The organism is Bacillus sp. CZDM1 (genome assembly GCF_055502545.1).
In genome coordinates this window covers 185,624-199,635 of the sequence record NZ_JBUESO010000002.1, presented here as the reverse complement: position 1 = coordinate 199,635, position 14,012 = coordinate 185,624, and the positions used below count along the sequence as shown (strand labels likewise).

Sequence of the window (14,012 nt, the reverse complement as noted above, 5' to 3'; positions counted from 1 at the left end):
ATCTTTAAGGGATTCATTCTCCCTGATTCAACAACTTTATAACCTGTCCGGGAACCACTGTCCCAGACAGATATAGAAACTATTAACCTCTGCTTTTTTGTACTTCGAGACTTTCAATCAGTGCTTCAATACGAGTATTAACGAGTTCTTCCTTGTAGAAGGAATCGTCAACCATATCTCCTTCAAAGGAAGTAGATTGAATGCCCATCTTTTTATTCAAGTTTTCAGCTAACAAGAAATGCGAACGGGAGAAAGATCGACAAGTTCTTGCTCCATGGAAGACAATCCCGTCAATGGAATAATCTTTAGAAAGTGTCATCATTCGCTCTTCGGTAATCGGGTAGCCAAGGTTGAGCTGACATTCAAGGTGATTAATCGCAATTCCCCTTAACGGATGTTCAGGATCGATTGTATCAGGCTCATGCCAGAAGGCCATATGTGTATAACGGCCCGCAACAACTGTGGCATCATAGCTTGCGAACTTATCGGCCATCCAGCCCAACTTATTCCAATTCATAATTCCTTCCCAGAAAATACGATACTTTTCATTCGGTACAGCACTAACACCGTTGTCGAGTCTCTCTTGAACCTCGTCTTTAACCGCTTGCATAGCTTCAATTGTTCCTGGCCATGCGGTGAGATAATTGACCGGTGCAATTTGAATGGACCAGTCAAAGAAGCTGGCAGGAGCTGGTTTCGCCTTACAAAGTTCCATCGCTTCCATTCGAAGCTGACCAACTTTCTTAGTGACACCCATTAACTCTTGAAATTTATCCCAGTTATACGGTTTTCCGCTTACTACCTCTAAAAACTTAATTAAATCTTCAAACTGTCTAACCACGTATTTAACATTTTCCTCAAATTCTTCACCTTTCATATAGGTAGAACCGTTACGTCCCATATGATATGGAATAACAACATTAAACCAAGGAATTTTTTTACCAAAAACACGCTCAATCGCCCAATCCCATTGCGGACCAGTTGAACAGCCTGGATAACATGTAACAATCGCATCAGGTGCCGGAATTTCCGTTGCAATTGGACCTGGGTTTAAATCCTCAGGCACCCCTAATTCAGCAAACATTGCACAACCCATTTGTGTTCTTGCATAAGAGCAAAGTTCACGATTAAATCCGCGGTTCTCAGCAAAGGTTTGCGGTTCTTTTTCTTCGTGTCTAGCTGCTACACGAGCACCGTATCCTTCTCCGTGAATCCATGCCATATCCTGTGCTGCCATGAATGGTCCAATCGGAAGTCCAGTAGTATAAACCACCTTTTTACCAGTCTTTTTTGCATTGATAAGATCTTCCCAATACTCATTAACAAGCTTGTTAACCAATTTTCCGGACTTTAATCGATTCGCTCTTTTCGCTTCTTGTACTGCCATCTATCATCATTCCTCTCGATTTTAGTTGATTTTTCTTTATTAAACAGCCATTTCAACAAAAGCTTCTAATCTTGTTTTAATAGTTTCAATAGAATCTAATTCATGTGAGATTTCTAGGAGTAGGTGTGGGATTCCAGCTGCCTGCATAGCATCTTTGATATCTGGATAGAAGAACATATGTGGTTCACAAAATTGTGTCATCACAATGACAAGTTGATCCGCTTTGTGCTTTCTCATCGAGTCAACAAGATATTGTGGCCAGTCGGTTTTAGGATCACATCTAGTTGGGCAGGGGACGTTTGTATTTTTATTAATATAATGAGCGGCGATTGCTGCCAATGGTTCTTTGTCCTCAGCAATATTGTCACTGATATATCTGTAGCCATGAAAAAGGTCATCTCCAACCACAACAGCACCAGATTGTTCAACAAGTTCTAATATTTCATTTTTTGGTGCGCCGCAGAAACTTCCAGATAAGAAGACTCGTACTCCTTCTTCCTTAATAGAATCCTTTTTAGCCTGAAGCTTTGGAATTAGGTTCACTAAGATCTCGTTATGTTCTTCTTTCGGAATCACCATGCTTGATTTAATAATGGATAGCATCTCACTAGATGTTAGCAGCGAAGGATGTAATGATTTTAACTCGTATATCTCACGAATAAGGCTCCGGTTTTTGTTATAGATACGAATGCTAGTTAGGATGTCCTCGTCACTAATCTCTTTATCTGCGAATCTTTCTATGTCACGTTTTAGTTCAGTTAATCCTGTAACAATATCTCCTTGTGTCCACTCTTGGTTGCCAACAGGCAAGCGGAAAAACATATTATTGACCTTCGGAAGAAGATTCCCAACTACTTCTGAACCACCGACAGCCTGGATACAATAATCGCCTCCGACAAATCCATCGAGGAAGTCTAATTCACCCTTCGCTGCTTGATCGACGATACTGCGAGTCGGTCCACAGAAATAAGAAGGATAATAGGCATGCCCTGAAGTAATCGGTTCTTCCTTCACTTGAAGGACAATCGGTAAAGCACCGGCTGCATGAAGTAATTCTTCTGGAAAGTGCATGATGTAACAGCCGATGATTTTGGAGCCAGTTTCCATTTTCCATTCTTTTGCTCTTTCATAAGGGTCCGCTGCTACTTGTGCTAATTTGTTTAAGATTTCATCTGATGATAAATTTTGGTACATAATTGTGTTCCCTCCTATTTTTCATTAAAAGAATGATCAAGCACTACCCTGCAAATGAAAGACCGCCGTTGATACTTAAGGTTTGACCTGTAATTCTGTCGGATTCAGGTGAGGCAAAGAAAAGTGCAGCCTCTGCGACATCCTCAGCATTTGGTAAACCAAGCTTGGCACGGTCAACAGCTTTTTGAAAAACATGACTTGCTTCTGTAGCCATTACTGCATCAAAACCTGGAGTGTCTTGGATTACGGTTAAACAAAGAGCATTCACGCGAATCTGCCAGCGTGCAAACTCATTTGCCAGCGCTTTGTTCATCAGTACAAGACCTGCCGCCGCCGATCCAATCAGGGACTCTCTTGGGGTCGCAATTCTTCCCGCGTCAGAGGTAATGATGACAATCTTTCCATAATTCTGCTCTCTCATATGATCGAGCAATGCCCGTATTGCATAAAGCCTAGATGATTGTTGGCTATTTAAACAGCCGTCATAATCATTTGGGTCTAATTCGTGAAAGAATTTTGCATATTGAACGGTGGCACCGCCATTTGCTATTAAAATATCAATCTTTCCCATTTCAGCAACAGCTCGGTCTGCCATCTGTTTGACAGAATCATAGACAAACAAATCACATTCTAAAAATATTGCCTTTCTGCCCAGTTCTTCAATTTCGGCAACCACCTGCATTCCTGCTTCGTGATTTCTACCACTTACCACAATATCTGCTCCACTTTTTGCAAGCTTCAAAGCAGTTGCTTTTCCAATTCCATTTGTTCCGCCTGTTACGAGGGCAACTTTTCCTTCAAGATTTGTAATCATGGTTTTCTCCTTTTTTTGACAAGGTTTAATATTCAGATATTTTCACAAAGATTAAGATTGGAGTACACGGCCGATGGCCATAACCTCTGCCTCTTTCGTTCCTTCATAGATTTCAAGAATTTTCGCATCACGGTACCATTTTTGAACTTTGTATTCCTCCATATAACCGTACCCGCCATGAATTTCAATCGCCGCATTTGCGCAAAAGACAGCAGTCTGTCCTCCTAAGTATTTTGCCATAGCTGATAGTGTAAAGTCAGGTTTTCCAGAATCAACAAGCCATGCCGATTTATAGACGATATTTCGAAGTGCCTCAACTTTGACAGCCATCTCTGTTAATTTCGTCATTGTCGCCTGGTAACTGCCAATTGGGTTTCCAAAGGCATATCTTTCTTTTGAATATTTGATAGCTTCATCAAGGCATGCTTGCGAGATTCCCAATGCCTGAGCGGCAACCATCATCCGAGTAATATCAAAAAAGTGCATGAGCTGTGGGAATCCTTTCCCATCCGTACCAACAAGATTGGACTCCGGAACGCGGACATTTTCAAAGGAAATTTGTGCCGTATCACTTGAGCGAATCCCTAATTTTCCATGTAGCTTACTTCTTGTGACACCTTCACTATTTGCGTCAACAATGATTTGCGAGAAGCGCTTATGTCTTTTCTCATCTGGCTGTGTAATCGCTTGGACCACCATAAAATCACTGACCGTACCATTTGTAATAAAAATTTTACTGCCATTGATGATGAAATCATCACCGTCCCGCACTGCCCTAGTTTGGTAACCAGATGCATCCGTTCCGGCATTTGGCTCCGTAAAAGCTCCTGATGAAACCCAATCACCTTTACAAACCTTGGGTAAATATTTTTTCTTCTGCTCCTCGGATCCGTATAGATAAATGGCTTCACATCCGAAGCTTGCCGTAATAATATTTGTACCAATTCCCATGTCGACTCGGGAAAGCTGTTCCGTAATGATGGCCTGACCTAATATCCCCATTCCAGCACCGCCGTACTCTTCAGGTATCCATGCACCAACGAGTCCTAAGTCTGCTGCTTTTATTACGATTTCAGGGGTATATTTCTCTTCTCTATCACATTCCGCTGAATGAGGAGCAATTTCATTCACTGCAAATTTGTAGGTCATATCCTTTAGCATCGTCAATTCTTCCGTTAAATTGTAATCCACCGTTCCTCTTCCTCCTCTAGAATCCTAATGCTCATGCTTTTTCTAAAATATGAATGCACATCGCGGCTTCTTCGACTCCAATACTGCCGCCGCCATTTTCAGTAAGGCCTATTTTTGCTCCAATTACCTGTCTGTTTCCTGCTTCTCCTCTTAGCTGGGTAACAACTTCGTAAATTTGTGCAAGACCGGAAGCTCCGATTGGATGACCCCTGCTTTCAAGTCCACCACTCGTATTGATTGGAATTGATCCTCCTAGAGTTGTGGCACCTGATTCTGCTAGTGCCCCGCCTTCACCAGGAGGACAAAATCCCATCGCTTCACTTTGGTGCAGTTCACCATAAGCCGTAGCGTCATGTAACTCAGCTAAATCAATATCCTGTGGACCAAGCCCTGCTTTTTCATATGCCTCTTTTGCAAGCCTTTCACCGATATCCTCACCATCAAGGTCTCTATCCGTACCTTGACCATGGACGGAAGCAAGAATTTTTACTGGACGTGATTTCTCTAATTTTTTCAAGAATCTTTCAGAACAAACGATAACTGCCGCTGCCCCGTCCCCAACCGGCGCGCACATACTGCGAGTCAAAGGATATGTAACAGGACTGTCATTCATAACTTCCTCGATGCTCATTCTGTTCTGATACTGCGCTTTTGGATTGAGGGAAGAATGATAATGGTTTTTCGCTGCAATTGCTGCCAGTTGCCTTTGTGTCGTACCATATTTGCTCATATGCCAACGAGTCATCATCGCATAAACATCCATAAAAACACTTCTTCCAGCACCAGGTGCTGATTCTTCAGGAGGAAGTGCAACTTCTAGGTTTTTTCCATATTCCAATAACGTATTGATTTGCTTATCAAAATTTTCTACATCCATACAGCTTGAGTATGCGGATAATGATTTTGCTTTGTCTGGGTTAGTTAACTTTTCAGAACCGACAGCAATTGCGACATCATACATGCCAGCTCGAATTCCGGTATATGCTAGGTGCAGTGCAGTTGAAGATCCAGCACATGCATTTTCCACATTGGTTACAGGTATTCGGTCAATTCCCATTCCCCTGAAAACTACCTGACCGCGTATGGAATGCTGCTTATCAAACATTCCCCAAAAAGTATTTGAAAAGAATCCAGCCTGTAAATCCTCTTTACTAATCCCAGCGTCTTCCAAAGATTGTTGAATCACCTGCTCCGCCATAGTCCTGACTGTCTCACCAGGGTACTTCCCAAATTTATTCATCCCAATCCCGATAATATAAACATCTTGCATGTTAATCCAAACCTCCTTTTCTCTATTTCATATGTAACTTTTTTATAGAATGCAGCACCTGCTACTACTCTAGTATTCTAGACTTCAATCTTAAATACTGCTTTATAGCACAAGTCTGTTAATGACTCTGCAGCCTTTTGTGTTTCCATTTGACTAGTAGGCTGTCGCATTAAATGATGGCAATATCCTTCAAACATACACGCCAGTGCTCGAATCGTGACATCGATATTCATATTGTGACAGTAACCCTTTTTCATGGAGCCTTTAATATCACGCTCAATCCGTCTAAATAACCTTTCACTTATTTTCAACCATTTCTCTTTAAAGTGTTGGTCCACCATCATCGCTTCTTTTAATGCCAGGAGTACCCCGCTGTTTTGATTGTAAAAGTCTAGTATTTTTTGAGCTTCCATTCTCATGGCTTCATATAAATTTACAGATAATGTTTTGGTCTGGGCATCTTTGTCTACCTTTTCTAATAGCTCGTCTACTAATCGGTCTAGGAGGTGATTTTTATTTTTGAAGTAATGGTAAAAGGTTCCATGTCCTACATTTGCTTTTATCGTAATATCTTTGACAGTCGCTTTCATGTAACCGATTTCAGTAAACACATCCATAGCACATATCATGATTTGGTCCTGATTCAACGTTTTACGTCGGTCTGGTTTCGTAGTCTCCTGAAATTTTGCCATTTTCATATTTAAAACTCCCATTTTTTCATAAATTTTACCTTTATCAACATTGTAGTCATATATGACACGAATGTCAATATAAACTGACAATTCAAAAATATAAAAAATTTATGGAACTTTTACTGATCATATAGATACAAAAAAATAGGGTGTTCCTAAATTGGAACACCCCAGTACCTTAAATTTGAGTTAAATTGGTATTTTGTTGAACTTCACCATTTTTGACCATTTCTTGAAGCTTGAATTTCTGGATTTTCCCTGCTGCTGTTTTTGGAAATTCTTTAACAAAATACCAATTCCTTGGTCTCTTAAAGCCAGCCATATTTGCTTTACAGTATTCAGTAAGTTCAGATTCTGATGGCAGATTATCAAAGGAAGTTGGGATGATAAGCGCTGTGACTTGTTCTCCCCAATATTCATCCGGCATGCCAACTACTGCTATATCAGCAACCATAGGGTGGTCTCGTAACAATGATTCCACTTCGCTCGGATAAATATTAACACCGCCGCGAATAATCATATCCTTTAATCGACCTTTAATTCTAATAAAACCTCTTTCATCCATAGACCCTATATCACCTGAATGTAACCAACCATCGTCTTTCAGAGTAGCGGCTGTCTGTTCTGGCATATTGTAATAGCCAATCATAGTCTGATACCCTCGGCAGCAGATTTCTCCGTCCATTCCGAGCGGGAGGACTTCCCCAGTAGCCGGATCAGCAATCTTAACCTCAATATACGGATAAGGCTGCCCAATAGTTTCTGCCTGGTCCTCTGGTGAATCGTCGAGATGGGTTTGTGTTGTTCCGCCGTGCATCTCCGTCTGTCCACAGACTATTGACATTCCACAGCCAAGTTCTTCCTTTACACGTTGAACTAAATAAGGCTCAACCTTTGATGCACCAGAAAGAATAGAGTTCAAGGTTGAGAGATTGTATTTTTTGCGATCAGGATGATTTAAGATAGCTTCTACCATGGTTGGCACTAGGAGTGCAAAGGTACCTCCCTCTTTTTCGATCAAATCTAGAAATAGTCCTGGATCGAACGCATTAACAAGTACATGCGTCCCCCGTTGTTGCAGTGTTCCAAGTACAGCAAACCCACACCCCCCCATATGGACAAGCGGCATAACATTTACCCATACACCGCCAACTTCCATACCTGCGCGTTCCGCCATAAATTTAGTACTGTTGGTTATCCCCTTATTGTGAAGGATTGCACCTTTCGATTTACCAGTTGTACCAGATGTATACATAATTACAAAGGGATCATCTGCCTTCACCACTGGAAAAATAGTTGATTGGCTGCCGGTAGTCATGAATTCCTCAAAATCAGAAAAACAAATCACTTCGCGCAGTAACGGTAAGTCTTTACGGACATTGAACACAGCTTCAAGCATGTTATAACCACGATATTCATCAACAAGGAAAATTCCCGTTGCTTCCGATTGACGTAACAAGTAGTCAAGTTCCTTCTCCCTTAAAGCTGGGTTAACAGTCACTAAGGTGACTCCTGCAATCGCACATCCAAATTCAAGCAGTACCCATTCTACTTCATTTGGTGCCCAAACCGCAACGTGCTCTCCTGGTTTAAATTTGGTAAGCAAGGCTGAAGCAACACGTTCAGAATCAGCTAAAAGCTGAGAGTATGTCCATCTTCTGCGCTTCGCCGGATCCGCAACCCCTTCAACTAGTGCAATCCGGTCAGGAACCTCTGCTGTTACTTCTCTCAATGCCTGAGCAACAGTCCAATCGTGCAGCGGACGCGTAGTGTCAGCTGGCCAGTAAGACTCCGTTAATACTGTAGCATTATATACCTCGTGTTTCGCCAAATAAATCCTCTCCCTTTGCATCCATATAGTAAGCTCCATTTACCCAGTAGAATCTATAGGTGCGTGAAAAACGAATTTGTCATGATCCTCCTTTACATGAGCATTTTTATAGTTAGATCAATAAGTATGGTTTCAATAGTGTTGTTGCCTATGTGCTGATACGATAATAGTCCTTCAAAAAAAGATTTTTTCATTTTCAAAAGGTTTACATTTGAAAATTCACTTTTTTGTTTTCTTCATCACCTCCTTAAATGTTCGTCAGATTTACATTGAATTCCTTTAATTTCCGAAAAAATGACCCAACCATCAATTATGACAACACAGTCATTTTTAGGCAAAAAGAATCAAATATACGATTTAAAGTACAATCTTACTTTAAAAAGTTTATTTGTCTCTGCAAAAATGAAATTAAATTGAAAGCGCATACATAAATATTATTTTATATTTGTTTCCGAAGATTCACTCAAGCGGTCAAAAGAATAAGCAACAAAATGATAGACTCTGCTGCTTATTCTAGTAAGTCAAATGATTATTCCTTAAATACAGCTTTATAGCATAAGTCGGTCAATGATTGGGCTACCTCTTGGATTTCTGCTGGTGTTACCGGCTGTACCATTAAATGATGACCATAACCCTCAAACATACAGGTTAATGCTCGTATCGTTACGTCAACATTAATGTCGTGACAGTATCCCTTTTGGATTGAGCCTTTAATGTCCCGCTCAATTCTCTTGAAAAGGCTTTCACTTATTTTAAGCCATTGTTCTTCAAATTGCCTGTCAACCATGAGGGCTTCCTTTAATGCCAATAGGATGCTGCTGTTATTTACATAGTACTCTAGAATTCTTTGAGCTTCATATTTCATTCTTTCGTAAACAGTTAACTGCATATTCTTTGGCTGTACATAATCATCGACCTTCCCAGCCAAGTCGTCTACTAGTTTACTCAGAAGGTCCTGCTTATTTTTAAAATAGTGATAAAAAGTTCCATGTCCCACATCAGCCCGTGAAGTAATATCATTCACAGTGGTTTTCATGTAGCCCATTTCGGAAAAAGCCTCCAAAGCACCGCTAATAATCTGCTCACGTATCCATGCCTTTCGACGGTCAGTTCTTGAATAATTTTCAGCTTTCATATTTTTCTCCTATTTGAATCAGATTTCTATATATAAAATTGTAGTCATTCATGACTAATGTGTCAATATATAAAAACTATTCAGAGAATTATTTTCTTATAGATTGCGAAATCCTTGAAGAATGGTAAAAAATTGTTCCGACAAAACAAGAGTCACTAACTTAAAGAGAAAAAGACTCGCAGATATTTGCCAGTCTTTCTTCATTTATTTAATCATCAACTTTTTGGGTATAATATTGATAGCCAAGGTATTGATAGTTTTGCCTCTTATACATTTCCTTTGGAGTGTCCTGACCATCCGCGACGAGGATGACGGTCTTATCATGAAAGGTATCCATCACAAATTTCTGGATTCTGCTGCCGATTCCTTTCTTTTGAAAGGCTTCATCCACACCTAAGTTATCTATTTCAACTGTATTTTCTGAAATAATTACATCCACTGCACCAGCTGGCGTACCTTTATATAAAGCTATCAGCTGCATGATACTAGGATCTTCAAATATACATTTATTCAACTCTACCTTTTGATTAGCGAAATTACTGCCAAATACGATATCCTGCTGATACTGTAAGGATAGAAAATCCCTCAGGTTTTTTTCTGTTACAATTTGAACCTCAATGTCGGGGTTAACCTTCACTTCCGGAAACCGATTTGGTTGAATAGCATATAGTTCGAGAAAACCAATATCATAATTTTTTTTATTTAAGTAATTCACTAACTCAACTGGGACCTTTTTATCGACAGGAAATTTGAACTTCACATGTTTCTGACCGTTTCTGTGATGGTACTCTCTTAAATAACTTTCTGCGTTTTTAAATTCGACCAGTGTAGGAAATGTTTTAAACTCTATATAATTACTATCATATCTTGATAACATTTCTGGAAAATGAAAATGTTTGTATAGATTATTCTCTGCTACTACATGACTATGAATAAAGATATTTTCAAATGTAATTTGCATGAACCAGGTCCCCTTCAGCAGAAGTATTAATTCTATTCTATAAATTTTTTATCAAATGAATTAGACGCATTAAATCGTCTTTTGATACGGACATCTTTAAGACACCGCTTTTTTGAAAGTCAATGATTGCTTGAAGTGCAAGGATGGTTGGTGGTGCAAGTTTAATTTCTTTAGTTTGAAAGGCAGATAGTGCATCTTCTGGCTTAATCCAGACTGCTTCATCAATTTCCTTTTGATCTGGTTCTGGATATTGACCTTCGGGAAGCTTTGCTAGAAAGAAACGGGTATCAAAACGAATCGGACTTTCCTCAGGTGTGATAATTTGACCAAAATAGGTTAAACATTGAGGATCAAAATAAAGATTTTCTTGTTCTAACACTGTAATAAAAGGTTTTTCACCTTCTAGAAGATTTTTTCGGTATTTTACTAGCTTTTCCTTTGGCAATAGAACTGGCAAACCGTCTTTCCTGTCACCCAACAAAATCCCAGCTTCTTCAAATAATTCTCTTGCTGCAGCTATATAATGTGAAAGACTAATAGAAAGCTGGGTATCATCACGATTGACATAATCATTTTCAACATATGCATCATGTTTTTCTACGGCTCCTCCGGGAAAAACGTGAAATCCCCCCATGAACCTCATCGTGATTGGCCGTTTTGTTAAATACACCCTTGATGATTCGTCCATCAATACAACTGTTGAAGCCGGTTTTGGTGTTGCTGCCATCGAAGAATCCACCCCCACTATTTTAAAAAACACTCATTTCATTCTTGCTTTTTCCAATATTCAGTTATAAACTCTTGCAGCATTTCATTTAAACTCGACTTTTTTTGCTTTTTTAACCATTCTACCTGATTGATGGGCAGATTTACTTTTAGACTAATATTCTCATTGGGCATTTCAACCTTTCTAATTTCTTCCAATGTAACTCCCTCTTCTACATTAGGAAACCATGAACTACTCTCATTCACTCGGTCAAGATCTGCAAATTCATCAATGTCATTAAGGTCACAGAATAAATTAAGCTGCGGCAATCCTCCAGACAGGCTTTTTAAATGCATGATGGAATCAATTAATCTGCCATTTTCTAGTTCTATCTCAATAATTAAATTTTGCTCTTTTTTATATTTTCTCTCCGTAACTTCACTTACAACCAAATCCAATTCAAGCGTGTATCCCGAGTGTGATTCAAAGATATAAATCGCACTATTAAAGATATGTATATTCTCCCCATCTATTTTTACCGATTTTACAACAGCCATTAACCATTCCTCCAAAAAGCAGTAACAATAATAATCTAATTTTATACCAAAAGAGGAGACTTGTTAACTTAATAAAAAACCGCACTAACTAATATCCACCTTGTGGAAAAATCAACTTAATAATTCATAAATAATGTTAAAGAATTGTTCACAGCATATTGTGCCGTATTGCGCTAAAATGAAGACAAATAAATATGTGACGTTCTTCACAATATATGCAGGTAGAAAGGAAATTCGGTCATGTCACTATACAAACCCGATCAAATACTAGAAATATCAATTAAAAATGGAATCAAAAAGACGAGTTATCCGTTAGTAACAACCCTTCTATTAGGATTCCAAGCTGGTGCATTTATTTCATTAGGATTCCTGCTATATATACGTGTGACAGCACCTCTATCTGAAGGTATATCCGGACTTAGCGCGATTTTAGGTGCCTCAGTCTTCCCAATCGGACTGATTCTTACGTTAATTGCAGGCGGAGAACTGCTCACTGGAAATATGATGGTGGTTCCGCTGGCAAGATATTCAAATAAAATTAAAACGAAACAGGTCCTGCAAAACTGGCTTCTTATCACGATCAGCAATTTTCTCGGTGCCATCTTCGTGGCATACTTTTTCGGACATATTGTAGGTTTAACGGAAACAGGCGTCTATTTGGAAAGTACAGTTCATATTGCTGAACACAAAATAGATGCAACCTTTCTTCAGGCTTTTGTCTCAGGTATCGGCTGTAACTGGCTTGTAGCTGCAGCTGTGTGGCTATCCTATGGAAGTGATGATATGATTGGAAAAATTGCAGGCATTTGGTTTCCAACTATGGCATTTGTCGCGATTGGATTTCAACACGTCGTTGCCAACATGTTTGTCATTCCAGCAGCAATATTTGCTGGACAGCTTACTTGGATGGATTATCTAAATAATTTCATTCCTGTCTTCTTAGGCAATGCCGTTGGCGGAGCCCTCTTTATCGGTATGGCGTATTGGTTTGCTTACAAAAAGTATGAATATACTGTCATTGATGGGGCTAAAAGGACTGGAATCTTAGACAAAAAAATTGGATTATAAATATTTCACAGAAAGAGAGCCGTGGATATCACGGCTCTCTCTTCTTTCATTTATTCAAATAAAGGACTTACTGCTCTTTCATTATGAATCCGGTCAATAGCCTCTGCTAGTAATGGGGCTACAGACAACATCGTAATTTTATTAATCATCTTTTCTTCGGCTTGCTCAATCGTGTTCGTGATCACTAATTCTTGAATAGCTGATGATTCAATTTTTTGAACAGCTGATTGTGAGAGAACAGCATGTGTACAGCAAGCGTACACTGCTTTTGCCCCATGCTCTACTAAGGCATTGGCAGCTAAAGTCTGCGTTGTAGCAGTATTAATTAAATCATCAACAATAATCGTATTTTTCCCCTCAACATTCCCAATGATCGCAAATATTTCGGAAACATTAGGTTCAGGACGTCGTCGGTCAATGAGGGCAATGGGGGCATTTAAAATATTGGCCATTTTCCTTGCTCTTCCAACAGCACCATTATGTGGTGCAACAACAACTACATCCTCAAGTCCCTTTTTCTCAAAATACTGAGATAGAATCGGAATTCCAATTAAATGATCCACTGGAATATCAAAAAATCCCTGTACCTGTGGTGAGTGAAAATCCATCGTCAGTATTCTGGTAGCACCTGATTTTTCAAGTAGGTTTGCAATTAATTTAGCTGTAATCGGCTCGCGGGATCTAGCTTTTCGATCCTGACGTGCATAGCTATAGTAAGGAATAACCACATTGATCATTTTCGCTGAAGCTCTTTTTAAAGCATCAATCATAATGAGCAGCTCCATGATATGGTCATTATTCGGGTGTGAAGTCGATTGAACGACATATACGTCAGAACCTCGTACACTTTCTTCTATATTCACTTGAATTTCTCCATCACTAAATTGAGTGACCGAGCTCCTCCCAACCTCACAACCTAAATGCTTAGCCATCTCCTTTGCTAAGCTCTGATTTGAATTTAGTGCAAACAATTTAATACCTTTTTTCGATTGATATGACACTTTATGTCCCCCATGCATTATTTATTTACAATTCCTTAACGACTTATTTACCTATTTTACATGAAATGCAGTCATTAGAACAATATTTCATCCATGGAACCTTCGAACTTTATCTAGATTTATCAAAATATATATTGGCAAGAACAAAACTCGGAAGGCAATTGAAAGATTTGTTCTTCATACAGGTGCTGAAGCACAAACCCTA

General features: G+C 39.3%; 13 protein-coding genes. 1 reads left to right on the top strand and 12 read right to left on the bottom strand.

Going from position 1 to position 14,012, the window contains the following annotated elements; all coding sequences use genetic code 11:
* Positions 1-82: 82 nt before the first annotated feature.
* The 11 genes from ACY3XC_RS05475 to ACY3XC_RS05425 form a co-directional block, all read right to left on the bottom strand.
* Positions 83-1,387 (bottom strand): 2-hydroxyacyl-CoA dehydratase subunit D, encoded by a 1,305-nt coding sequence (locus tag ACY3XC_RS05475; RefSeq protein ID WP_464867627.1) that lies wholly within the window; start codon positions 1,385-1,387, stop codon positions 83-85.
* Between the two features lie 39 nt (positions 1,388-1,426).
* Positions 1,427-2,581, bottom strand: a complete 1,155-nt coding sequence (locus ACY3XC_RS05470) for a 2-hydroxyacyl-CoA dehydratase subunit D (protein ID WP_464867626.1) — start codon at positions 2,579-2,581, stop codon at positions 1,427-1,429.
* A gap of 43 nt (positions 2,582-2,624) precedes the next feature.
* Positions 2,625-3,395: an SDR family NAD(P)-dependent oxidoreductase gene (locus ACY3XC_RS05465; RefSeq protein WP_464867625.1), complete on the bottom strand. Its 771-nt coding sequence runs from the start codon at positions 3,393-3,395 to the stop codon at positions 2,625-2,627.
* A 51-nt stretch (positions 3,396-3,446) separates the two neighbouring features.
* Positions 3,447-4,586, bottom strand: coding sequence for an acyl-CoA dehydrogenase family protein (locus tag ACY3XC_RS05460; protein WP_464867624.1), 1,140 nt, complete (start codon positions 4,584-4,586; stop codon positions 3,447-3,449).
* A 31-nt stretch (positions 4,587-4,617) separates the two neighbouring features.
* A complete protein-coding gene (locus ACY3XC_RS05455) occupies positions 4,618-5,856 on the bottom strand; it encodes a thiolase family protein (RefSeq protein ID WP_464867623.1) in 1,239 nt (412 codons plus the stop codon).
* A 77-nt stretch (positions 5,857-5,933) separates the two neighbouring features.
* Positions 5,934-6,554: a TetR/AcrR family transcriptional regulator gene (locus tag ACY3XC_RS05450; protein ID WP_464867622.1), complete on the bottom strand. Its 621-nt coding sequence runs from the start codon at positions 6,552-6,554 to the stop codon at positions 5,934-5,936.
* A gap of 172 nt (positions 6,555-6,726) precedes the next feature.
* Positions 6,727-8,379, bottom strand: coding sequence for a class I adenylate-forming enzyme family protein (locus ACY3XC_RS05445; protein ID WP_464867621.1), 1,653 nt, complete (start codon positions 8,377-8,379; stop codon positions 6,727-6,729).
* 529 nt (positions 8,380-8,908) lie between these two features.
* The gene (locus ACY3XC_RS05440; protein WP_464867620.1) at positions 8,909-9,514 is read right to left on the bottom strand and encodes a TetR/AcrR family transcriptional regulator; all 606 of its coding nucleotides are present in this window, start codon (positions 9,512-9,514) and stop codon (positions 8,909-8,911) included.
* A gap of 208 nt (positions 9,515-9,722) precedes the next feature.
* Entirely contained in the window at positions 9,723-10,475 is a 753-nt protein-coding gene (locus ACY3XC_RS05435) for a GNAT family N-acetyltransferase (protein WP_464867619.1), read from the bottom strand.
* Positions 10,476-10,512: 37 nt separating this feature from the next.
* Complete coding sequence (locus tag ACY3XC_RS05430) at positions 10,513-11,202, bottom strand: NUDIX hydrolase (protein WP_464867618.1); 690 nt, start codon at positions 11,200-11,202, stop codon at positions 10,513-10,515.
* Positions 11,203-11,240: 38 nt separating this feature from the next.
* Positions 11,241-11,738, bottom strand: coding sequence for a hypothetical protein (locus ACY3XC_RS05425; RefSeq protein ID WP_464867617.1), 498 nt, complete (start codon positions 11,736-11,738; stop codon positions 11,241-11,243).
* Positions 11,739-11,978: 240 nt separating this feature from the next.
* Between ACY3XC_RS05425 and ACY3XC_RS05420 the strand changes: the two genes are divergently transcribed.
* The gene (locus tag ACY3XC_RS05420) at positions 11,979-12,806 is read left to right on the top strand and encodes a formate/nitrite transporter family protein (protein WP_464867616.1); all 828 of its coding nucleotides are present in this window, start codon (positions 11,979-11,981) and stop codon (positions 12,804-12,806) included.
* 50 nt (positions 12,807-12,856) lie between these two features.
* Here the strand turns inward: ACY3XC_RS05420 and ACY3XC_RS05415 are convergent, their stop codons facing one another.
* Positions 12,857-13,825: a ribose-phosphate diphosphokinase gene (locus tag ACY3XC_RS05415; RefSeq protein WP_464867615.1), complete on the bottom strand. Its 969-nt coding sequence runs from the start codon at positions 13,823-13,825 to the stop codon at positions 12,857-12,859.
* Positions 13,826-14,012 lie beyond the last annotated feature (187 nt).

Bases quoted from the DNA above. Each gene is read 5' to 3' on its own strand.
- ACY3XC_RS05475 (WP_464867627.1), bottom strand. From the start codon at position 1,387: ATGGCAGTACAAGAAGCGAAAAGAGCGAATCGATTAAAGTCCGGAAAA.
- ACY3XC_RS05470 (WP_464867626.1), bottom strand. From the start codon at position 2,581: ATGTACCAAAATTTATCATCAGATGAAATCTTAAACAAATTAGCACAA.
- ACY3XC_RS05465 (WP_464867625.1), bottom strand. From the start codon at position 3,395: ATGATTACAAATCTTGAAGGAAAAGTTGCCCTCGTAACAGGCGGAACA.
- ACY3XC_RS05455 (WP_464867623.1), bottom strand. From the start codon at position 5,856: ATGCAAGATGTTTATATTATCGGGATTGGGATGAATAAATTTGGGAAG.
- ACY3XC_RS05450 (WP_464867622.1), bottom strand. From the start codon at position 6,554: ATGAAAATGGCAAAATTTCAGGAGACTACGAAACCAGACCGACGTAAA.
- ACY3XC_RS05440 (WP_464867620.1), bottom strand. From the start codon at position 9,514: ATGAAAGCTGAAAATTATTCAAGAACTGACCGTCGAAAGGCATGGATA.
- ACY3XC_RS05435 (WP_464867619.1), bottom strand. From the start codon at position 10,475: ATGCAAATTACATTTGAAAATATCTTTATTCATAGTCATGTAGTAGCA.
- ACY3XC_RS05430 (WP_464867618.1), bottom strand. From the start codon at position 11,202: ATGGCAGCAACACCAAAACCGGCTTCAACAGTTGTATTGATGGACGAA.
- ACY3XC_RS05425 (WP_464867617.1), bottom strand. From the start codon at position 11,738: ATGGCTGTTGTAAAATCGGTAAAAATAGATGGGGAGAATATACATATC.
- ACY3XC_RS05420 (WP_464867616.1), top strand. From the start codon at position 11,979: ATGTCACTATACAAACCCGATCAAATACTAGAAATATCAATTAAAAAT.
- ACY3XC_RS05415 (WP_464867615.1), bottom strand. From the start codon at position 13,825: ATGCATGGGGGACATAAAGTGTCATATCAATCGAAAAAAGGTATTAAA.